This is a genomic window from Streptomyces sp. NPDC059906 (genome assembly GCF_042730645.1).
GTDB classification, from domain to species: domain Bacteria; phylum Actinomycetota; class Actinomycetes; order Streptomycetales; family Streptomycetaceae; genus Streptomyces; species Streptomyces rubrogriseus.
This window is the reverse complement of sequence record NZ_JBHWKU010000005.1, coordinates 23,652-44,402: the sequence shown is the minus strand read 5'-3', so window position 1 is coordinate 44,402 and position 20,751 is coordinate 23,652. Positions and strand designations below refer to the sequence as shown.

Annotated in this window: 19 protein-coding genes; 10 read left to right on the top strand and 9 right to left on the bottom strand. The window is 72.4% G+C overall.

Features of this window, described 5'->3' with window-relative positions; all coding sequences use genetic code 11:
• The first annotated feature begins 144 nt into the window (after positions 1–144).
• The 4 genes from ACFV9J_RS09915 (at position 145) to ACFV9J_RS09900 (ending at position 3,671) form a co-directional block, all read left to right on the top strand.
• Complete coding sequence (locus tag ACFV9J_RS09915; RefSeq protein ID WP_385352315.1) at positions 145–1,089, top strand: D-alanyl-D-alanine carboxypeptidase family protein; 945 nt, start codon at positions 145–147, stop codon at positions 1,087–1,089.
• 126 nt (positions 1,090–1,215) lie between these two features.
• Positions 1,216–1,563: a GntR family transcriptional regulator gene (locus tag ACFV9J_RS09910; protein WP_385352313.1), complete on the top strand. Its 348-nt coding sequence runs from the start codon at positions 1,216–1,218 to the stop codon at positions 1,561–1,563.
• The gene (locus ACFV9J_RS09905) at positions 1,560–2,546 is read left to right on the top strand and encodes a DUF1648 domain-containing protein (RefSeq protein WP_385352311.1); all 987 of its coding nucleotides are present in this window, start codon (positions 1,560–1,562) and stop codon (positions 2,544–2,546) included. Before ACFV9J_RS09910 ends, ACFV9J_RS09905 begins: the two co-directional genes overlap by 4 nt.
• 147 nt (positions 2,547–2,693) lie before the next feature.
• Positions 2,694–3,671, top strand: a complete 978-nt coding sequence (locus ACFV9J_RS09900; RefSeq protein ID WP_385352309.1) for a BRO family protein — start codon at positions 2,694–2,696, stop codon at positions 3,669–3,671.
• A gap of 77 nt (positions 3,672–3,748) precedes the next feature.
• Here ACFV9J_RS09900 and ACFV9J_RS09895 read toward each other — a convergent pair whose 3' ends face one another.
• The 3 genes from ACFV9J_RS09895 to pdhA are packed head-to-tail and all read right to left on the bottom strand — an operon-like array spanning position 3,749 to position 7,422.
• A complete protein-coding gene (locus ACFV9J_RS09895; protein ID WP_385352307.1) occupies positions 3,749–5,176 on the bottom strand; it encodes a dihydrolipoamide acetyltransferase family protein in 1,428 nt (475 codons plus the stop codon).
• Positions 5,177–5,186: 10 nt separating this feature from the next.
• Positions 5,187–6,152 (bottom strand): alpha-ketoacid dehydrogenase subunit beta, encoded by a 966-nt coding sequence (locus ACFV9J_RS09890; protein ID WP_385352900.1) that lies wholly within the window; start codon positions 6,150–6,152, stop codon positions 5,187–5,189.
• Between the two features lie 16 nt (positions 6,153–6,168).
• Positions 6,169–7,422, bottom strand: coding sequence for a pyruvate dehydrogenase (acetyl-transferring) E1 component subunit alpha (gene pdhA, locus ACFV9J_RS09885; protein ID WP_385352305.1), 1,254 nt, complete (start codon positions 7,420–7,422; stop codon positions 6,169–6,171).
• Positions 7,423–7,745: 323 nt separating this feature from the next.
• Between pdhA and ACFV9J_RS09880 the strand changes: the two genes are divergently transcribed.
• Together ACFV9J_RS09880 and ACFV9J_RS09875 are read left to right on the top strand one after the other, a co-directional pair.
• Complete coding sequence (locus tag ACFV9J_RS09880) at positions 7,746–8,402, top strand: response regulator (RefSeq protein ID WP_385352303.1); 657 nt, start codon at positions 7,746–7,748, stop codon at positions 8,400–8,402.
• Between the two features lie 82 nt (positions 8,403–8,484).
• Entirely contained in the window at positions 8,485–8,892 is a 408-nt protein-coding gene (locus ACFV9J_RS09875) for a hypothetical protein (protein ID WP_106518357.1), read from the top strand.
• An 86-nt stretch (positions 8,893–8,978) separates the two neighbouring features.
• Here the strand turns inward: ACFV9J_RS09875 and ACFV9J_RS09870 are convergent, their stop codons facing one another.
• On the bottom strand, positions 8,979–10,604 hold the full coding sequence (locus ACFV9J_RS09870; RefSeq protein ID WP_385352300.1) for a protein kinase: 1,626 nt from the start codon (positions 10,602–10,604) through the stop codon (positions 8,979–8,981).
• 346 nt (positions 10,605–10,950) lie between these two features.
• On the opposite strand from ACFV9J_RS09870, the gene ACFV9J_RS09865 reads away from it, so the two are divergent.
• Positions 10,951–12,621, top strand: coding sequence for a protein kinase (locus tag ACFV9J_RS09865; RefSeq protein WP_385352298.1), 1,671 nt, complete (start codon positions 10,951–10,953; stop codon positions 12,619–12,621).
• A gap of 97 nt (positions 12,622–12,718) precedes the next feature.
• On the opposite strand, the gene ACFV9J_RS09860 is transcribed toward ACFV9J_RS09865, so the two are convergent.
• Positions 12,719–13,258, bottom strand: coding sequence for a bacterial proteasome activator family protein (locus tag ACFV9J_RS09860; RefSeq protein WP_003975113.1), 540 nt, complete (start codon positions 13,256–13,258; stop codon positions 12,719–12,721).
• A 175-nt stretch (positions 13,259–13,433) separates the two neighbouring features.
• On the opposite strand from ACFV9J_RS09860, the gene ACFV9J_RS09855 reads away from it, so the two are divergent.
• Positions 13,434–14,180, top strand: a complete 747-nt coding sequence (locus ACFV9J_RS09855; protein WP_385352295.1) for a hypothetical protein — start codon at positions 13,434–13,436, stop codon at positions 14,178–14,180.
• Between the two features lie 35 nt (positions 14,181–14,215).
• Here ACFV9J_RS09855 and ACFV9J_RS09850 read toward each other — a convergent pair whose 3' ends face one another.
• Complete coding sequence (locus ACFV9J_RS09850) at positions 14,216–15,196, bottom strand: NAD(P)H-quinone oxidoreductase (RefSeq protein WP_385352293.1); 981 nt, start codon at positions 15,194–15,196, stop codon at positions 14,216–14,218.
• 142 nt (positions 15,197–15,338) lie between these two features.
• On the opposite strand from ACFV9J_RS09850, the gene ACFV9J_RS09845 reads away from it, so the two are divergent.
• Together ACFV9J_RS09845 and ACFV9J_RS09840 are read left to right on the top strand one after the other, a co-directional pair.
• Entirely contained in the window at positions 15,339–16,361 is a 1,023-nt protein-coding gene (locus tag ACFV9J_RS09845; protein WP_385352291.1) for an ATP-binding cassette domain-containing protein, read from the top strand.
• The gene (locus ACFV9J_RS09840; RefSeq protein WP_385352289.1) at positions 16,358–17,206 is read left to right on the top strand and encodes an ABC transporter permease; all 849 of its coding nucleotides are present in this window, start codon (positions 16,358–16,360) and stop codon (positions 17,204–17,206) included. Before ACFV9J_RS09845 ends, ACFV9J_RS09840 begins: the two co-directional genes overlap by 4 nt.
• Positions 17,207–17,252: 46 nt before the next feature.
• Here ACFV9J_RS09840 and ACFV9J_RS09835 read toward each other — a convergent pair whose 3' ends face one another.
• Genes ACFV9J_RS09835 through ACFV9J_RS09825 form a run of 3 tightly spaced genes read right to left on the bottom strand, consistent with a single transcriptional unit; the run spans position 17,253 to position 20,730 of the window.
• Positions 17,253–18,350 (bottom strand): potassium channel family protein, encoded by a 1,098-nt coding sequence (locus ACFV9J_RS09835; protein ID WP_385352287.1) that lies wholly within the window; start codon positions 18,348–18,350, stop codon positions 17,253–17,255.
• Positions 18,347–19,756: a molybdopterin molybdotransferase MoeA gene (locus ACFV9J_RS09830; protein WP_385352285.1), complete on the bottom strand. Its 1,410-nt coding sequence runs from the start codon at positions 19,754–19,756 to the stop codon at positions 18,347–18,349. Before ACFV9J_RS09830 ends, ACFV9J_RS09835 begins: the two co-directional genes overlap by 4 nt.
• Complete coding sequence (locus ACFV9J_RS09825) at positions 19,756–20,730, bottom strand: NTP transferase domain-containing protein (protein ID WP_385352283.1); 975 nt, start codon at positions 20,728–20,730, stop codon at positions 19,756–19,758. The genes ACFV9J_RS09830 and ACFV9J_RS09825 overlap by 1 nt, the downstream gene beginning before the upstream one ends.
• Positions 20,731–20,751: the final 21 nt, after the last annotated feature.

The following is a 20,751-nucleotide window of genomic DNA, read 5'->3' as shown; positions in this document are numbered from 1 at the left end:
CTCAGGGGGAACCGCGGGCCTCCCCCCGGCCCGCCGCGCAACCATTCGCCTCCCTCGGCTGTCGGACTGTCGCGGCCGCCGCTCCACCGACCACGACTCGGCCGCGTTCCAGGGGAATTCACCGCAATCGGGGTAATCGACTCAATGAATGACATTCCGGGCGCCACCGCAGCCGTCCGTCCGCGCAGGGCCCTCGCCGCCGCCCTGACCGGCGCCGCCGTCCTCGCCACCGGCGTCCTCGCCGCCGCTCCCGCGCAGGCCGCAGCACCCGACCGCGCGCCCGCGGCCCCCGTACGGGCCGCCGCCGTGCCCTCGATCGCCGCCAAGGGCGGCTACGTGATGAACAACGCGACCGGCCGGTCGCTCTATACCAAGGCCGCCGACACCAGGCGCTCCACCGGCTCCACGACCAAGATCATGACCGCCAAGGTCGTCCTCTCCCAGCCGAAGCTGAACCTGGACGCGAAGGTCACGATTCAGATGGCGTACAGCGACTACATCGTGTCGAAGAACGCCTCGTCCGCCCGCCTGATCGTCGGCGACAAGGTGACGGTCCGCCAGCTGCTGTACGGGCTGATGCTGCCCTCCGGCTGCGACGCCGCGTACGCGCTGGCCGACAAGTTCGGCTCGGGCAGGACGCGGGCGGCGCGGGTGAAGTCCTTCATCGGCAAGATGAACGCGACCGCCAAGAGCCTCGGCCTGAAGAACACGCACTTCGACTCGTTCGACGGCATCGGCAACGGCAAGAACTACTCCACGCCGCGCGACCTCACGAAAATCGCGAGCAGCGCGATGAAGAACTCCACCTTCCGCACCATCGTCAAGACCAGGAAGTACACGGCGAAGACGAGGACGAAGAAGGGCGGCACCCGCACGATGGCGCCCTGGACCAACACCAACACGCTGCTCGGCAGTTACCGCGGAGCGATCGGCGTGAAGACCGGGTCGGGGCCCGAGGCCAAGTACTGCCTGGTCTTCGCCGCGACCCGGAAGGGGAAGACGGTGATCGGCACGGTCCTGGCGTCCTCGTCGTCGGCGCAGCGCGCCAAGGACGCCACGAGGCTCATGAACCACGCGTTCACGAAGTAGCCCCCCCCCACCACCGCCACCGCCACCGCACCTCCACGAAGGGCCCGCCGCCGACGCGGCGGGCCCTTCTCGCCGCGCCGCTCTCCCTGTACCGATGAAGCACATGGTGATAGTTTCATTAGCACCATGCTGCTGAGTCTGGACAAGACCGACACCCGCCCCCTGCACGAACAGGTGGCCGGCGCCCTCCGGCGCGCCATCGCCGAGGGGGAGTGCGCCCCCGGGGACCGCCTGCCCTCGGCCCGCGACCTCTCCGAGGCCCTGGACGTCAACGTCAACACCGTGCTGCGCGCCCTGCGCGGCCTGCGGGACGAGGGCCTGCTGGAATTCCGCCGGGGCCGGGGGGTGACGGTGGCCGAGGGCGCCCGGCCCCACTCCGAACTGCAGATCCGGGTACGGGAACTGCTCGCCGAGGCGGCTCGGCTGGGCTACAGCAGGACCGATCTCGTCGACATGATCAGGGGGATGCCATGAAGGACACGACAGCGGTGCGGCGTACGACGGCGGCGGTCTGGACGGCCGGGGTCACGGCGGTGCTCGCCGCGATGCCGCTGCTGGCGCGGGACCGGCTGCCGGACCGGCTGGCGACCCACTGGGGCCTGGACGGCGAAGCGCCCAACGGCTCGATGCCCCTGTGGGCGGCGTCCCTCGTCCCCGCGCTGATCTGGCTGGTGACGGCGGCCGCGGTCACCGTCCCCCTGATGCGGGCGGGCCCCCCGGCCCGTCCCTGGACCACCGTGACCCTGCTCCCCATGGGCATCGTCCTCACCGGCGCGCAGGCCGCGGTCATCCGGGCCAACCTGGACCGCGCGGACTGGCACGAGGCCCGTCAGCCCACCGCCTGGGTCGTCGCGATCCTGGCCGCGGCCGTACTCGCGGGCGTGGCCGCATGGCTGCTCGTCACCCGGCGGCGCGGCACCGACGACGCCACCACACCCGACGAGGGCACCCCCGCGCTGGACATCCCGAAGGGCCGCCGCCTGGTCTGGTTCTCCCGCACCGCCAATCCCTGGCTCCAACTGCTCGCGGCCGCGATCGGCCTGGTGGCCGTGGGCGCACTCGTCGCGCTGGCCGGCGGCGTGGCCGCCCCGGGCACCCTGTGGGCACTGTTCGCCGGCTGCGCCGCCGGGTCCCTGGCCTGCGCGGTCTTCTCCTCGGTCCAGGCCCGCGTCTCGGAACGCGGCCTGGAGGTCTCCTTCGGCCCGCTCGGCTGGCCCGGACGCCGCTGGGCACCCGGCGACATCGACACGGCCCGGATGGAGGTCCGCCGCCCCGCCGAGGTCGGCGGCTGGGGCTACCGTCTCAGCGGCCGCGGCACCACGGTCATGCTGCGCACCGGCGAGTGCCTGGTCATACGCCCCCGGGGCCGCCGAAGCGACTTCGCCATCAGCATCGACGACGCCGAACGCGGCGCAGCCCTCCTCAACACCCTCCGCACGAACCGAACCCGGGGCTGAACACGGCGGCCCCGGGGGCCTGTTACACGCCCCTCGGCGGCCGCCGCAGCTCTTTCGATCATCTTCGCTCGCAGTCGTGAACATTCGCGGATCTGGCTGGCATATGCCCCTGACTCCGCCCTACGTTCCGCGACGGAGGTGGTTCGCATGAACGAACCGAGCGAACGAAAGAACTTCGCCAAGCAGAACGACGCGATCGACGTCAGCGACTTCGTCTACGCGGCGACCGGCGCCCGGGTGCGCAGGCTGACCATGCCGGGTGGAAGCCACTGGTTTCCGGCGGCGGACGTGTGCAAGGAGTTGGGATACACCACGACCCGAAAGGCCCTTCTCGACCACGTACCGGAGGAACACCGAGACAGTCTCGAGACTGTGACTGGAAGTCACAGTCTCAGCATTCCCGCAGGTAGGAAGTGGCGACGAGACTTGCAACTCATTGATCTGCAAGGTCTCATCCTGCTCGTCAACGCCTGCACCAAACCGGCCTGCGCCCCCTTCAAGCAGTGGGTCGCGGAAGTCGTCGAGACCGTGCAGCGCGAAGGTTCGTACTCTCTGGACGAGGCCGAGGTGCAGCCCATCGAGCCTGGTGCCCCCATCGCCTACGCCATGCCGGACCAGGTGGCCGATGCCATCGTCCGGCTGGAGGCGCACAACCTGAAGCTGGACGAGGAGTTGGCGGAAGGGCAACGTACGTCGATCGCGTTGCAGAAGGAGATGCTGTCCACGCAGCAGGCCACCCTCGCCGTGCAACAGGCCACCCTTGCCGTGCAACAGGCCATGGTGCACGCCCTGGAGCGCATCGCGGACCGGTTCGACACCCTGGTTCTCCACCAAGGGGCACTCCGCGGCCACCTCGCCCCGCTACCGACCACGGAGACCGTACTGGCCGACTGGAGGCAGCGGTTGTCCGTGACGGAGGACGTGTGGACGGTCGCCCGGGCCATCGCACCGGTGCTCGTGGAAAGGGGTGAGCTGCGGGAGCCGCTGGAGTCGATCGCCGCCCGTACGGGGCTCTCCGTGCGGCGGGTCAACGCATGCCTGCGGCTGCTGCGCACCCATGCCTGCATCCGCTCGCGGGGCGGGGCCGAGGACGGGGCTCCGGTGTACGTGCTGCACCGGGGCTGAGCCCGGTACGACAAGAGGGGCGTCGCAACTCCAACTTGCGGCGCCCCTCCCTCATGAAGTTACCCGGTTCGAGGCTCTCAGGCCCAGCTGATCAACCGCTTCGGCTGCTCCAGGACCGCCGCCACGTCGGCGAGGACCTTGGAGCCCAGCTCGCCGTCGACCAGGCGGTGGTCGAAGCTCAGGGCGAGGGTGGTGACCTGGCGGGGCTTCACCTTGCCCTTGTGGACCCAAGGCTGGAGCTTGATCGCGCCGACCGCGAGGATCGCGGACTCGCCCGGGTTGAGGATCGGCGTGCCGGTGTCGACGCCGAAGACGCCGACGTTGGTGATGGTCACCGTGCCGCCCTGCATGGCGGCCGGGGAGGTCTTGCCCTCCCTGGCCGTCGACACCAGCTCGCCCAGCGACCCCGCCAGCTGCGGCAGGGTCCGGGCGTGGGCGTCCTTGATGTTCGGGACGATCAGGCCGCGCGGGGTGGCGGCGGCGATGCCCAGGTTGACGTAGTGCTTGACCACGATCTCCTGGGCCGTCTCGTCCCAGGACGCGTTGATGTCCGGGTTGCGCTTGATCGCGACGAGGAGGGCCTTGGCGATCAGGAGGAGCGGGTTCACGCGCAGGCCCGTGTACTCCTTGTCCTGCTTCAGCTCCTCGACCAGCTTCATCGTGCGCGTCACGTCGACCGTCACGAACTCGGTGACGTGCGGCGCGGTGAACGCCGAGCCGACCATCGCCGCCGCCGTCGCCTTGCGCACGCCCTTGACCGGGATGCGGGTCTCGCGCGTGGTGTCGTACGACGCCGGTGCCGCCGTCGGGGACGGGGCGGGCGCGGTCGGCTCGGAACGCGGGGCCGCCTGGGCCGGCTCGGGCGCCGACACCGCCGCGTGCACGTCCTCGCGGGTGATGATGCCGTCCGGGCCGGACGGGACCACGGTCGCCAGGTCGACGCCGAGGTCCTTGGCGAGCTTGCGCACCGGGGGCTTGGCCAGCGGGCGGTCACCGGTGACCGGGGCGGCCGGTGCTGCCGGGGCGGCCGGTGCTGCGGGTCCGTGGCCGTTCAGCTCGGCCTGGATCGCCGCCGCCGGCGTCTGCGCGGCGGCCGGGGCCTCCGCGCCCTTGCGGGGGCGGCGCTTGGTCGAGGAGGTGGAGACCCCGTACCCGACCAGGACCGGCTGGCGGCCCTCCGGCTTGGGCTCCACGGCCTCCTCCGCCACGGCCTCCTGCACCGGCTCCGCTGCCGCCGCCGCGCCGTCGCCGACGGCCACCGCGATGATCGACGTACCCACGTCGACCGTGGTGCCCTCGGGGAAGTGCAGCTCGCGGACCACGCCGTCGTAGGGGATGGGCAGTTCGACGGCGGCCTTGGCCGTCTCGACCTCGCACACCACCTGCCCGTCGGTGACGGTGTCACCGGGCTGGACGTACCACTTGAGGATCTCGGCCTCGGTCAGTCCCTCGCCCACGTCGGGCATCTTGAACTCACGCACGGAGCTGTCCGTCATCGTCGTCACGCTCCCCTCCTCAGTACGCCAGCGAGCGGTCGACGGCATCCAGTACCCGGTCCAGGTCGGGCAGGTACTCCTCCTCCAGGCGGGCCGGCGGGTACGGGGCGTGGTAGCCGCCGACCCTCAGCACCGGAGCCTCCAGGTGGTAGAAGCAGCGCTCCGTGATCCGGGCCGCGATCTCCGCGCCCGAGCCCAGGAACACCGGCGCCTCGTGGACCACGACCAGGCGGCGGGTCTTCTCCACCGACGCCTGGACCGTGTCGAAGTCGACCGGCGAGATCGAGCGCAGGTCGACGACCTCCAGGGAGCGGCCCTCCTCGGCGGCCGCGTCGGCGACCTCCTGGCAGAGCTTCACCATCGGACCGTACGCGGCCAGCGTGAGGTCGGTGCCCTCGCGCACCACGCGCGCGGTGTGCAGCGGGCCCGGGATCGCCTCGGCGTCGACCTCGGCCTTGTCCCAGTACCGGCGCTTGGGCTCGAAGTAGATCACCGGGTCGTCGCTCTGGATGGCCTGCTGCATCATCCAGTACGCGTCCGCCGAGTTCGACGGGCTGACCACCTTCAGGCCCGCCACGTGCGCGAAGAGCGCCTCGGGGGACTCGGAGTGGTGCTCGACCGCGCCGATGCCGCCGCCGTAGGGGATGCGGATGACGACCGGCATCTTGACCTTGCCCAGCGAACGGGCGTGCATCTTCGCCAGCTGGGTGACGATCTGGTCGTAGGCCGGGAAGACGAAGCCGTCGAACTGGATCTCCACCACCGGGCGGTACCCGCGCAGGGCCAGGCCGATGGCGGTGCCGACGATGCCGGACTCGGCCAGCGGGGTGTCGATGACCCGGTCCTCGCCGAAGTCCTTCTGCAGGCCGTCGGTGACCCGGAAGACGCCGCCGAGCTTGCCGACGTCCTCGCCCATGATCAGGACCTTGGGGTCCGACTCCAGCGCGCGGCGCAGCGACTCGTTGATCGCCTTCGCCAGCGCCATCTTTTCCTTGGCCATGTCAGACCCCCTCTGCGTCTGCGAACGATGCCTGATAGGCGGCGAACTGGGCCCGCTCCTCGTCCACGAGCGCGTGTCCGTCCGCGTACGCGTGCTCGAAGATGGCGAACCGGTCCGGGTCCGGCATGGCACGGACCACTTCGCGCACTCGTTTGCCCAACGTCTCGCTCTCGGCCTCCAGTTCCGCGAAGAATCCCTCGTCCGCGTGGTTTGCGGACTCCAGGAAGCGGCGAAGGCGCAGGATCGGGTCCTTCGCCTCCCAGGCGACGCGCTCGTCGTCGTGCCGGTAGCGGGAGGGGTCGTCCGAGGTGGTGTGGGCACCCATGCGGTACGTGTACGCCTCGATCAGCGCCGGTCCCTCGCCGCGCCGGGCGCGGTCCAGGGCCCAGCGGGTGACCGCGAGGGAGGCCAGCACGTCGTTGCCGTCGACGCGGACGCCGGGGAAGCCGAAGCCCTGGGCGCGCTGGTAGAGCGGCACCCGGGTCTGCTTCTCGTTGGACTCGGAGATCGCCCACTGGTTGTTCTGGCAGAAGAACACCACGGGCGCGTTGTAGACGGCGGCGAAGTTGAACGCCTCGCTGACGTCGCCCTGGCTGGAGGCGCCGTCGCCGAAGTACGCGATCACGCCGGAGTCGGCGCCGTCCTTGGCCACGCCCATCGCGTAGCCCGTGGCGTGCAGCGCCTGCGAGCCGATGACGATGGTGTACAGGTGGAAGTTGTTGCTGTTGGGGTCCCAGCCGCCGTTGTTCACGCCGCGGAACATGCCGAGCAGGTTGGTCGGGTCCACCCCGCGGCACCAGGCGACGCCGTGCTCGCGGTAGGTCGGGAAGACGTAGTCGTCCTCGCGGGTGGCCCGGCCGGAACCGATCTGGGCGGCCTCCTGGCCCAGCAGGGAGGCCCACAGGCCCAGCTCGCCCTGGCGCTGCAGAGCGGTGGCCTCGGCGTCGAAGCGCCGGGTGAGCACCATGTCGCGGTACAGGCCGCGCAGCTCGTCCGGGGTGATGTCGGCGACGTACGAGGCGTACTCGGCGTGAGCGGCGTCCTCGACGCGCTCGCCCTCGGGCGTCAGCAGCTGCACCAGCTCCGTCTCGGAGCCCTTCTTGGCAGCGGTACGGGTGGTGCTGGTGGTGCGAGTCGTGCGCTTGCCGGTGCCGGCCTTGCTGCCGGTGGTCCCGGCCGCCTTGGTGCCGGTGGTGCCGGCCGCCTTGCTTCCGGCGCTGCGTCGCGGCTTGCGCGCGGCAGTGCTCTCGGTCACGTGTGCTCCTCCGTCGGTCCGGCCCCCGGGTTCGCCGGAAGCCAGTGCGGCTCACCTGCGGCCCGGCGGACGCACAAGGGTGGGTGCGGCCCGATCGGGAACAGGCGTGACAGGTGCCCCGGCGAGCGCCCTGCGAACAGCACGTTACCCAGTGCTCCACATTTCTGTGAAACCCCTCCTGACCTGCGTTTTTACTCGGATTTCCAAGTAAATCGGCGAAGGGCGGAAGTTTTACTGGTCACAGCCTTGCAGGGGGCCGGAACAACGGCACGTTATCCCGGCCACCCCGGGCACGGGAAGAGTCGGTGTGTGAGACTGACCGCGTGCGCGAAGACGGAAAAATCCGGGTATTCCTCCTCGATGACCATGAGGTGGTCCGGCGCGGGGTGCACGATCTGCTCTCCGGCGAGGCCGACATCGAGGTGGTGGGCGAGGCCGGTACGGCCGCCGAGGCGCAGGCCCGGGTCACGGCCACCCGCCCGGACGTCGCGGTGCTGGACGTGCGGCTGCCCGACGGCAGCGGCGTCGAGGTCTGCCGGGACATCCGCTCCCGGGACGAGTCCGTCCGCTGCCTGATGCTGACCTCCTTCGCCGACGACGAGGCCCTCTTCGACGCGATCATGGCGGGCGCCTCCGGGTACGTCCTCAAGGACATCCGCGGCGCCGAGCTGCTCGGCGCCGTGCGGGAGGTGGCGGCCGGGAAGTCGCTGCTCGACCCGGCGGCCACCGCGCGCGTGCTGGAGCGGCTGCGCGACGGCGGAGCGAAGCCGGACGGCCGGCTGGCCCACCTCACCGAGCAGGAGCGCCGCATCCTGGACCTGATCGGCGAGGGACTGACCAACCGCGCCATCGGCGAGCGGCTGCACCTGGCCGAGAAGACGATCAAGAACTACGTGTCGAGCCTGCTGGGCAAGCTCGGCATGCAGCGGCGTTCCCAGGCGGCCGCCTTCGTGGCCCGCCTGGAGGCCGAGAACCGCTGACGGACTTACTCGGGACTTACGTCCCCTCCTGCCGGGGCGGGCGGCCCTGTTCCCGGGCCCCGGGCTCCCGCACAGTGAGACCATGCCCTCCGACGAACAGCTCGCCGTCGGCCTGCTCGGCCGCACCGCCTACGGCCGGGCGGCCACCACCCTGCGCGCCCTGCCCTTCCTCGCCCACGCGCGGCACATCGTGGCCGACGGCCGGGTCCTGCTGCGCATGCCCAGGAGCTGGGGCTACCACCGGGTGTGCGCCGGGAGCGTCGTCGCGTACGGAGCGGACAACCTGACCTCCGCGCGGCCCGGCGAGAGCCTGTGGACCGTGCAGGTCGTGGGCCGGTGCGAGACCCACGAGCCGAGCACCGCCGAGCTGGAGCGGTTCGGTCCGACGCCGGACCGGGTGGACGGCGAGCCCTTCGAGCCCGCCTACCTGCGCGTGGACCCGCAGTTCGGCACGGTGCACTTCACGGACGGGTCGGCGGGGCCGCTGTGACCTCCCCGGGGCGGCGTACCCGCAACGCAACGCGCGCGTGAAGCCCGTCTCCGGGCCGCACACGCGCGTAGGGATCGCGGTACGGGTCAGCCCTCGCCGCCCTCGGAACCGCCCGGGGCACCGGTCGCGCCGCCCGTCGGCTCGCCACCGCCGGGAGACTCCCCACCGCCGGGAGACTCGCCACCACCAGGAGACTCACCGCCGCCGGGGGTCTCACCACCGTCCGTCGGCGTGGACGGGTCCGTCTGGCCGTCGGTCGGCTCCCCCGTCGGATCGTCCGTCGCGGTCTGCGAAGGCGACCACGTCGGGGTGTACGGCTTGTCCCAGTCCCCGTCGCCGGTGCCGCCCCCGCCCGAGCCCTGCTCGGTGCCCGGGTCGGTGGTCTCCTGCGTCGCCTCGTCGCTGGGCGAGGAGCTGGGCGATTCCTCGCCGGTGCTCTGGGAGGTGGTCGCCGACGGGGTCGTGTCCGTCTCCTTGCCGCCCTTGCCGTCGTCGCCGTTGTTCAGGGCGAGCGCGACGCCCGCCGCGATGGCGATCACCGCGAAGACGGCCAGTATCCACAGCCTGCCGCGGCCGCCGCCCTTGTTGCCGCCGCCCTCGAAGCCGCCGTCGTCCCGGTCGTAGCGGCCCGGCAGGATCGGCTGCGGGATCTGCTGGGTGCCCGACGCCCCGTGGTCGGCGGGGTGCGGCATCACCGTCGTACCCGCGAGCCCGGCCGACGGGGTGTGCCGGCCGTCGTGCGCGGCGACCGGGCCGGTGTTCCAGGTGCCGGTGTGGCCGCCCTGCTCGTACAGCATCTGCAGCCCGTACTGGACCAGGCCGCGCATCTCCTCGGCGGTCTGGAAGCGGTCGTCGGGCTCCTTGGCCAGCGAGCGCATCACCAGGCCGTCCAGCTCCGGCGGGGTGGCGTCGGAGACCTCGGACGGGGGCGTGGGGATGTCCTGCACGTGCTGGTAGACCACCGACAGCGGGGTCTCCCCGGTGAACGGGGGCCGCAGCGCGAGGAGTTCGTAGAGCAGGCAGCCCGTCGCGTACAGGTCGGAGCGGTGGTCGACGGCCTTGCCGAGGGCCTGCTCGGGGGAGAGGTACTGCGGGGTACCCATGACCATGCCGGTCTGCGTCATCGTCGACTGGGCGCCGTGCAGGGCGCGCGCGATGCCGAAGTCCATCACCTTGACCGCGCCGGCGTTGGTGATGATGACGTTGGCGGGCTTGATGTCGCGGTGCACGATGCCGTGCTGGTGCGAGTAGGCCAGCGCTTCCAGGACGCCGGAGACGATGATCAGCGCCTGCTCGGGGCCGGGAGCCTCGGCGTTGAGGAGGAGGTCGCGGATGGTGCGCCCCTCGACGATCTCCATCACGATGTACGGCACGGACTGGCCGCCGACGACGTCCTCGCCCGAGTCGTACACGGCCACGATGGCGTGGTGGTTGAGGCCGGCCACCGACTGGGCCTCGCGCGTGAAGCGGGCCTTGGAGACGGGGTCCTCGGCGAGGTCGGCGCGCAGCAGCTTGACCGCCACGGTGCGCCCGAGGCGGACGTCCTCGGCGGCGAACACCTCGGCCATGCCGCCCCGCCCGAGCCTGCGGGTCAGCCGGTACCGGCCGTCGCCGACCAGGCCGCCGTTGCCCCAGTTCTCCGGCGCGTCAGACATACCGCCGCCAGATGCCTCGGGTTCGGACGGGCCCTGGGCGCGCTGCTGCTGTGCCATCAGTCCTCGCCGTCGTTTCTGCCCGCGGTACGCGCGGTGTTGTTACGGTCTCCGTCGGCCACGCTACAGCCTTCGCGGGGGCCTCCGGTCCGAGATGGGCGCGGGGACCGGACATGAGACGGACCGGTCATGAAACCCTGGTTCCGTACTCTCGTGCAAATTCCGTGTAGCGGCAGTACGCCGGCTGTAACGCTTCCGCGACGCTTCTTTCGCGTACGGTCACGGAACGGGCACCGCGCTTGACGTGTCGGTGCCCTGGGGCAGACTTGGCCGGGAATAGCACTTTCGATCACGAGCGCGCGTGCCGCTGCCACCGGCGCCCGCCGCCTATGGGGGACGCAGAGACATGAGCCAGGACGCCGGACAGGGACGGTATGCGGGGCGGGCTCTCGCCGGCGGCCGTTACCAGCTGCGCGACTTGCTCGGCGAGGGCGGTATGGCCTCCGTGCACCTGGCGTACGACTCGGTGCTCGACCGCCAGGTCGCGATCAAGACACTGCACACCGAGCTGGGTCGCGAACAGGCCTTCCGCGAGCGCTTCCGCCGCGAGGCCCAGGCCGTGGCCAAGCTCACGCACACCAACATCGTCTCGGTCTTCGACACCGGCGAGGACGAGCTGGACTCCATGACGACGCCGTACATCGTCATGGAGTACGTCGAGGGCCGGCCGCTGGGCTCCGTGCTCGACGAGGACGTGCGGCAGCAGGGCGCGATGCCCGCCGACAAGGCGCTGAAGATCACCGCTGACGTGCTGGCCGCGCTGGAGATCAGCCACGAGATGGGCCTGGTCCACCGCGACATCAAGCCGGGCAACGTGATGATGACCAAGCGCGCCGTGGTCAAGGTGATGGACTTCGGCATCGCCCGCGCCATGCAGTCCGGCGTGACCTCGATGACGCAGACCGGCATGGTCGTCGGCACCCCGCAGTACCTCTCGCCGGAGCAGGCCCTCGGCCGCGGCGTCGACGCCCGCTCCGACCTGTACTCGGTCGGCATCATGCTGTTCCAACTGGTCACCGGGCGCCTGCCGTTCGACGCCGACTCGCCGCTGGCGATCGCGTACGCGCACGTGCAGGAGGAGCCGGTGGCCCCGTCCACCGTCAACCGCGCCCTGCCCCCGGCGGTGGACGCGCTGGTGGCCCGGGCGCTGAAGAAGAACCCCAACGAACGCTTCCCCAGCGCCGAGGCGATGCGCGACGAGTGCCTGCGGGTGGCGGCCTCCTTCCAGGCGGCCCCGCCGAGCATCGTGCCCGGCGCCCGGACGTCGAGCGGCGCGGGCGTCGGCTCCGCCGTGTTCCCGCCGGTCGGCCAGGGCACCCCGGGGCCCACCGGCCCCGTCCAGACGCCTTACCAGCCGACGCCGTCCCCCGGCCCGAACCCGTACGGCACCCCGGCCCCCGCGGCGCACTCGCCGGCGTACGGCTATCCGCAGCAGGCGGGCTACCAGACGCCGACCCCTTCGCCGTACGGGCAGCAGCAGGGCGCGGCCACGCCGCCGCCGTACAACCTGACGCCGTCGGCCCAGGGCTCCGGCTCCGGTTCCCCGGGCGGCAAGAGCAACAAGCCGGTGATCATCGGCTCGATCGTGGTCGCCGTCGTGGCCGTCGGCGGGCTGATCGGCGCGCTGCTGATGAACGGCGGCGGGGACGAGGACCCGGAAGCCGGTGGCGGCGGCTCCTCGACCGCGTCGGTCTCCGCGTCGCCGTCGAAGGCGGCGGGCTACCGCGGGCCCGACAAGGAGAAGACGATCGAGAAGGACGAGTGCACCGAGCCGGAGGAGTCGTACAACGACCCCGAGAAGATCAAGGTGCCGAACTTCACGTTCAAGTACATCGGCTCGGTCAAGGAGTGCTTCAACGCCGCGGGCTGGCAGATGAAGGTCGTCGAGGTCGACGAGAACACCTACGGCGAGGGCTCCGTCCGGGACCAGTTCCCCACCGCCGGCACGGACGTCGACCCGGAGAACATGCCGGAGATCCAGCTCAAGGTCTCGACGGGCAACCCGCCGTCCGCATGAGCCGCCCGTGAGGTGACGGCCACCGGCACCGCGAAGGGCCCGGCAGCGCGTGCTGCCGGGCCCTTCGCCGTGTCGGTGGTCGTCGTTCCTACGGGTCCTACAGGTAGGGGCCGCCGGAACGGCCGCCCGGGTGCGGGGGCTCCTCCCCCTCCGGGACGGCGCCCGGCGGAAGCGCGCGGCGCATCTGCTCCAGCTGGGCCCGCGCGGCCATCTGCTGGGCGAACAGCGTGGTCTGGATGCCGTGGAAGAGGCCCTCCAGCCAGCCGACCAGCTGGGCCTGCGCGATCCGCAGCTCCGCGTCGGTCGGGGTGCCGTCGTCCGTGAAGGGCAGGGAGAGCCGCTCCAGCTCCTCCACCAGCTCCGGGGCCAGACCGTCCTCCAGCTCCTTCACCGAACTGGCGTGGATCTCCTTGAGCCGGACCCGGCTCGCCTCGTCCAGGGGGGCGACCCGCACCTCTTCCAGCAGCTGCTTGATCATGCTGCCGATCCGCATGACCTTGGCGGGCTGCTCCACCTGCTCGGTCACCGGAATCTCGCGGGAGTCGTCGTCCCCGCCGCCGCTGAGCGCCATTCCGTCCTGGCCGACGACCAGGATCTGGGGGTTCTCCGGCGACCTGTCGTTCCTCGGCATCTCCATGCCGCCATTGTCTCGTACCCCCGGGCCCCGGGCGGGCGGTGCCCCCCGCGGAAGCCGCCCCGACGCGTTCGGCGGCGCCCGGAATGCCGGTCTCGCCGGCCGGTGTGAGGCTTGTTCCGTCGATTTCGCTGCGTCGGTTTCCACGGCTGCTCATCATCGGGAGGGGGTCACGGACGTGACTCCATGGCTGCGCACACTGCGGGCGACGGGGCTGGTGGGCGCCCTGGGGGCCGGGGCTGTGGTGGCGCCGTTCGGGGCGGAGCCGGCCCACGGTGCCGGGCTCCCGGCGGTGGTGGCGCCGTTCACGGCGGCGCCGTCACCGGAGCCCTCCGCGCCGGGGGCGGCCCCCGTCCCGGACGGCTCCGGCACCCATGACGGGCGGGGCGGTCTCGCACGTCCCGGGCGCCCCGACGGCCACGACCGTACGGAGCGCCCGGACGCCGGGTCCGTCTCCCGGCCGGCCGAGGACTCCGGTCCGGCCGGCAGCGCGGGGCGCGGTTCGGCCAAGCCCTCCCGGCCTTCCCCTTCCCTGTCCCCGTCCCGTTCGCCGTCGGCGTCCGGTACCGAGGGCGGGCCCGAGCCGTCCCGGGCCGGGAGCCGGCCGGGTGAGGGAAGGCAGCGGCCCGGTCGCGCCGAGGAGCGGGCGCCGGAGCGGGACGGCGCGGACGAGGACGCCGGCCGGTACGGGGACGGCGGCGACGGTGTCCCCGAGGACGACCCGGCCACCGTTCTGTCGCCCGACCGGACCGAGGCGGCGGAGGTGCTCCCGGCCACCCCGTCCCGGTCCCCGTCGCAGAGCGGCACGCCTACCCGGGCCGCCGCCGAGCCCGTACTGCGGGTGCTGCCGCTGGGCAGCGGGCTGGTGCTCATCGGGCTCGGCCTGGCGCTCGGCCTCGTGGGACTGCGCCTGCGCCGGGGGTAGGGACCGCCCGGCACCGCGACCCGGCCGTGCGTCGCCTACGAGGTGACCAGCAGCACCTTGCCGATGTGCCCGCTCTCCTCCACCACGCGGTGGCCCTCGGCGGCCTCGCTCAGCGGCATCTCGCGGTCGACGACCGGGCGGACGTGTCCCCCGGTGAACAGCGGCCAGACGTGCTCCTTGACGGCCGCCACGATCGCCGCCTTCTCCTCCAGGGGGCGGGCCCGCAGCGAGGTGGCGCTGACGGCGGCGCGCTTGGCGAGCAGCGTGCCGATGTCCAGCTCGCCCTTCCGGCCGCCCTGCATGCCGATGATCGCGAGCCGGCCGTTCACGGCGAGGGCCTGGACGTTGCGGTCCAGGTACTTCGCGCCCATGTTGTCCAGGATCACGTCGGCGCCCGCGCCGCCGGTGGCGTCCTTCACCTCGGCGACGAAGTCCTGCTCCCGGTAGTTGATCAGGATGTCCGCGCCCAGCTCGGCGCAGCGCTCCAGCTTCTCCTTGGTGCCGGCCGTCACCGCGACCTTCGCGCCGACGGCCTTGGCGAGCTGGATCGCCATGGTGCCGATGCCGCTGGAGCCGCCGTGCACGAGCAGCGTCTCGCCGGGGCGCAGGTGGGCGACCATGAAGACGTTCGACCAGACGGTGCAGACCACCTCGGGCAGCGCCGCCGCCCGCCTCACGTCGAGGCCCTGCGGCACCGGCAGCAGCTGGCCGGCCGGGACGACGGCCTTCTCGGCGTAGCCGCCGCCCGCGAGCAGCGCGCACACCTCGTCGCCGACGGCCCAGCCGGACACACCGGGGCCGACCTCGGCCACGCGGCCGGAGCACTCCAGGCCGGGGTACGGGGAGGCGCCGGGCGGGGGGTCGTAGAAGCCCTGGCGCTGCATGATGTCGGCGCGGTTGACGGCGCTGGCCGCCACCTCGACCAGGACCTCGCCCTCGCCGGGCTGCGGGTCGGGGACCTCGGCCCACACCAGCGCCTCGGGGCCTCCGGGTTCGGGAATCGTGATCGCATGCATGAGGGCGACGCTACTCCTGATGCCCTCCGTCCTCCCCCGCCGGAAAATCCCCGTGCGTCGGCGATGAGTTTGCGCGACGGTAAAGGTCTTCCCATGCGTAGCCCAAGAACGCGTACACCATGAACGCGGAAGGACCCACAGCATGAGCACGCACACGTCCGGACTCGCCATCGAGACCGCGGGGCTGGTGAAGACGTTCGGTGAGACCCGGGCCGTGGACGGGGTCGACCTGGCCGTGCCCGCCGGCACGGTCTACGGCGTCCTCGGCCCGAACGGCGCCGGAAAGACCACCACGGTGAAGATGCTCGCCACCCTGCTGCGGCCGGACGGCGGCCACGCCCGCGTCTTCGGTCACGACGTGGTGCACGAGGCGGACGAGGTACGCGGCCGGGTGAGCCTCACCGGGCAGTACGCGTCCGTGGACGAGGACCTCACCGGCACCGAGAACCTCGTCCTGCTGGGCCGGCTCCTCGGCCACGGCAAGGCGGCCGCACGGGAGCGGGGCGACCAGCTGCTGGCGGCCTTCGGCCTGACGGACGCCGCGGCGAAGCAGGTCAAGCACTACTCCGGCGGCATGCGGCGGCGCATCGACATCGCCGCCTCCATCCTCAACACCCCCGACCTGCTCTTCCTCGACGAGCCCACCACCGGACTCGACCCGCGCAGCCGCAACCAGGTGTGGGACATCGTGCGGGCGGTCGTCGCCCAGGGCACGACCGTGCTGCTGACCACGCAGTACCTGGACGAGGCCGATCAGCTGGCGTCCCGGATCGCCGTCATCGACAAGGGGCGGGTGATCGCCGAGGGCACCAAGGGCGAGCTGAAGTCCTCCGTCGGCGCCGGCTCCGTCCACCTGCGGCTGCGGGACGCGGAGGAGCGGCCCGAGGCCGAGCGCCTCCTGCGGAACCTGCTGGTGGCCGAGGTGCAGCCGGAGCCCGACCCGGTGGCGCTGACCGCGCGCCTCGGGGCGGCGGCCAGTGACACCGCCGCCGACCAGGCGGCCAAGGCGCTCGGTGAGCTGGCCCGGGCCGGCATCACCGTCGACAGCTTCTCCCTGGGACAGCCCAGCCTCGACGAGGTCTTCCTGGCGCTGACCGGGCACGACACCGGCCAGAGCACCGACGGCGACTCCGGCACCGACACGAAGGGCGAGGTGGCGGCATGAGCACGGCCACGAGCACCGAGGACAAGGGTCTCTCCCCGGTCAGCACCGAGTCGCTGGCGGCCCTGCTGGTGACCAGGGAGCGGCCGCCGCGGCCCAGCGCCTGGTCCACGTCCCTGACCTTCGGCTGGCGCGCGATCCTCAAGATCAAGCACGTGCCGGAGCAGCTCTTCGACGTCACCGCCTTCCCGATCATGAACCTGCTGATGTTCACGTACCTCTTCGGCGGTGCGCTGGCGGGTTCGCCCGGTGACTACATCCAGTTCGTACTGCCGGGCATCCTCGTGATGTCGGTCGTGATGATCACGATGTACACCGGGGTCTCGGTGAACATCGACATCGAGAAGGGCGTCTTCGACCGCATCCGCTCGCTGCCGATCTGGCGGCCCTCGGCGATGGTCGGCTACCTCCTCGGCGACGCCCTGCGCTACACCATCGCGTCCATCGTCATGCTCGCCGTCGGACTGCTGCTCGGTTACCGGCCCGACGGCGGGTTCGTCGGCGTGGTCGCCGGGATCGCGCTGCTGCTGATCTTCTCGTTCGCCTTCTCGTGGATCTGGACGATGTTCGGGCTGATGCTGCGCACCGAGAAGTCGGTGATGAGCGTCAGCATGATGGTGATCTTCCCGCTCACCTTCCTGTCCAACGTCTTCGTCGACCCGAAGACCATGCCGGGCTGGCTGCAGGCCTTCGTCAACAACAGCCCGATCACCCACCTGGCGTCCGCGGTGCGCGGCCTGATGGCGGGCGACTGGCCCGGCGCCGAGATCGCCTGGACGCTGGGCTGGGCGGCCCTGTTCCTGCTGGTCTTCGGACCGGTCACGATGCGGCTCTACAACCGCAAGTAGTGCGCCCCGCGGGAGCGTGCCCCGCGACCGGGTCGTGCGGAGCGGCTCAGTCGCGGGGGAGCGGGCGGGCGTCCGGCGCCACATGGGTGGCCGGCGTCGCCCGTACGATCGTGATCAGGCGGTCCGTCAGCTCCAGCCCGCCCACGGCCGGGTCGTCGTAGCCCAGCACCCGGTGCCCGCGCAGCACGCTCACCACCAGGTCGTCCATCTCCCGGGGGTTCTTGCCCACCTCGGCCTTTATGACCGGCCGTTCGACGAGGTCCAGTCCGCTGCCCTGGCTGATCAGGTCCTCCATGACCATGCCGGCGGCGGGGCTGAGCACGGAGAGCCCGAGCAGCCGCCCCGCGGCACTGGCGCTGGTGATCACGGCGTCGGCGCCGGACTGCTTCAGCAGCGGTGCGTTCTCCTCCTCGCGGACCGCGACCACGATCTTCGCCCCGCGGTTGAGCTGCCGGGCCGTCAGCGTGACCAGCACGGCCGTGTCGTCGCGCTGCGTGGCGATGATGATCTGCTTCGCCCGGTACGCCTCGGCCCGGTTGAGTACGTCGCTGCGGGTCGCGTCCCCCACCACGCCCGCGTAGCCGTGGGCCGTCGCGGCCTCGATGGCCTTGCCGCTCGGGTCGACCACGACCACCTGGTCCTTGCGCAGCCCGGTCGCGCAGACGGTCTGGATCGCCGACCGCCCCTTGGTTCCGAAGCCGACGACGACGGTGTGATCTCGCAAGGCGGACCTCCAGCGGTTCAGGCGCCACTCCTCCCGAGTGCGCTCGGTGAGGGCTTCCAGCGTGGTGCCGACCAGGATGATCAGGAACAGCACGCGCAGGGGCGTGATGACGAAGATGTTGGTCAGCCGGGCGGAGTCGCTGACCGGTGTGATGTCGCCGTACCCGGTGGTGGAGAGGGTGACGGTGGCGTAGTAGAAGGCGTCGAGGAGGTCGACGGAACCGTCGGAGTTGTCGGTGTAGCCGTCGCGGTCGACGTACACGACGAAGGCCGTCACCACGAGGACCACCAGGGCCACGGACAGCCGTTTGGCGACCTGGCGGAACGGGTGCTCCACCAGTTTCCTGGGGAGTTTCACCTTGTGGGTCACCAGGTGTTCGTCCGCCTGGCGGGCGATCGCGTCCTGGCCCGGAAGTTTCACGTGAAACACACCCCGATTCCGCCGGTGGCCCAGGGCAGGTCGAGCAGCTCGGCCTCCTGACCCGACCTCGCGCCGCCCGGAGGGACGACGGCCAGCGCGTCGGCGGCCGCGATGCCGCGCAGCATCGCCGGACCGTTGTAGTGCAGCGGCACGGCCCCCTCGCCGCGCAGCACGACGGGCACGAGCCGGGTGTCGTACGGGTGCCCGTGCACCGCGTCCCGCAGCGGCAGCGTGTACGGCTCGGGCGCCGGGCGGGCGGCGAGCGTGCGCAGCAGCGGCTCGGCGAGGGTGAGCAGTCCGGAGACGGCGGCGAGGGGATTGCCGGGCAGCCCGACGAGGTGCTGGTCGTCCTTGAGGCGGGCCAGCAGCATGGGGTGGCCGGGGCGGGCCTTGACGCCGTCCACGAGGAGTTCGGCGCCGATGCGGCGCAGGGTCGGGTGGACGTGGTCCACCGGGCCCGCGGCGGTGCCGCCGGTCGTGACGATCAGGTCGGCCTCGGAGGTCGTGACGGCGCGGTGCAGGGCCTTGGCGTCGTCGCCGATCCGGCGGACGGTGCGGACCTCGGCACCGAGGGCGCGCAGCCACGGCGGCAGCATCGGGCCGAGCGCGTCACGGATGAGGCCGTCGTGCGGGAGGCCCTGGGTGAGCAGCTCGTCGCCGAGGACGAGGACGTCGACGCGGGGGCGGGGGACCGCGGTGAGCGTGTCGTATCCGGCGGCCGCCGCCAGCCCCAGGACCGCCGGGGTCGCGAGGGTGCCGACGGGCAGCAGCTGGTCGCCGCTGCGGCACTCCTGACCGCGGGGGCGGATGTCCTGGCCGTGGACGACCTCGCGGGTGGGGTGCAGGCGTCCGCGTTCGTCGGAGCGGCCGTGCTCGGTGCGCAGGACGGCGGTGGTGTCCGGGGGGATCCGTGCGCCGGTGGCGATACGGACGGCCTCGCCGTCGATGAGGGGCGCGGGCGCCGCGTGGCCGGCCAGGACCCCCTCGTCGCGCACCGCCCAGGGGCCCGGTCCGGCGACCGCCCAGCCGTCCATCGCCGAGGTGTCGAAGGAGGGCAGGTCGGTGAGGGCGGCCAGGGGTGCGGCCAGGGTGAGGCCGAGGGCCGCGTCGAGGGGCACGGCGACGGGGGTGCGGCGGGCGGCACGGGCGGCGGTGCGGGCGGCACGCCCGGCGGTCGCCCTGGCCTCGGGCCAGGGGGTGGCCTGGTGGTGGGCGTCCGCCGGGTGGTGCGGGGTGGGCGCGCCTTGACCGCCGTGGCCGCCGTGGCCGCCGTGTCCGTCGCGTCGTCCGTGGCCGCCGTGGCTGCCGTGGCTGCCGTGGCCGGGGTTCTCCCTCACGAGGGCGAGCGCCTCCTCGACGTCGAGGTCCTCGGCGTCCGCGTCGGCCCGCGTGCCGGGGGAGGTCATCACGCGTCCGGGCGGGTGTCGGGGGTGGCGTCGGGTGCCACGTCGGGCTTGCCCCGCAGGGGGGCGGACCCGGTGTCGGCGGCCTCCTCCGCCCAGCGCTGGGCGAGGGCCGCGGCCTTGCGGGCGGCCTCGGCGACGGCCTCGGGCCCTCCGCCGGCCCGCCCGGCCGCGTAGCCGACGAGGAAGGTGGTCAGCGGGGCGGCCGGCCGCGCCACCCCGTGGGCGGCGTCGCGCGCGAGATCGAGCAGGATCCCGGTGTCGACGTCCAGGTCGATGCCCAACTCGTCCTTGGCTGCGGAAATCCATTCATCCAACACGTGACCATGCTCCCTGATGCGTGCCCTTGCGGTGGCGAGGTCGTCCCAGGTGTCGCAGTCGAAGGAGGCGACGGCGTCCGGGACGCGAGTGAGGCGCAGCGCGCCGGTCAGGCGGCGCAGCGGCAGCCCGGTGAAGTCCGGTCGGCCCGTCGGCTCTTCACGGTCCCGGGCGAGCGCGGCCAGTCCGCGACGCAGCGCCGACGCGCGGTAGGCGGCGACGAGAGGCTGGTCGCGGCCGTCGGCGTCGGTGAGCAGCACCCCGTCGGCATTGCCCGCGGCGAGGGCGGACAGCAGGCGCCCCACGGTCGGTCCGGCCAGGAACGGCAGGTCGGCGGAGAGCACCACGACGTCCTCCGCGGTGGTGTGCCGCAGTCCGGCGGCGAGGGCGGCGAGCGGTCCGCCACCGGGCGGGTCCTCGCGCGCCCAGGTCACCGGGCGCGCGGTGGGCCGGACGTCGGCGACGACGACGGTGGTCCGGGCCCCGGCGCAGGCGGCGAGCACCCGGTCGAGGAGGGGGCGGCCGCCCACCCGCAGACCGGGTTTGTCCGCACCCCCGAGCCGCCGGGCGGCCCCGCCGGCGAGCACGACGGCGTCGTACCCGGCGGGGCCGGAATCGGTGCCGGTGCCTGGGTCGCCGGGGGGCTCGTACGCGGTCACCCCCCGAGTATGGGGCCCCGC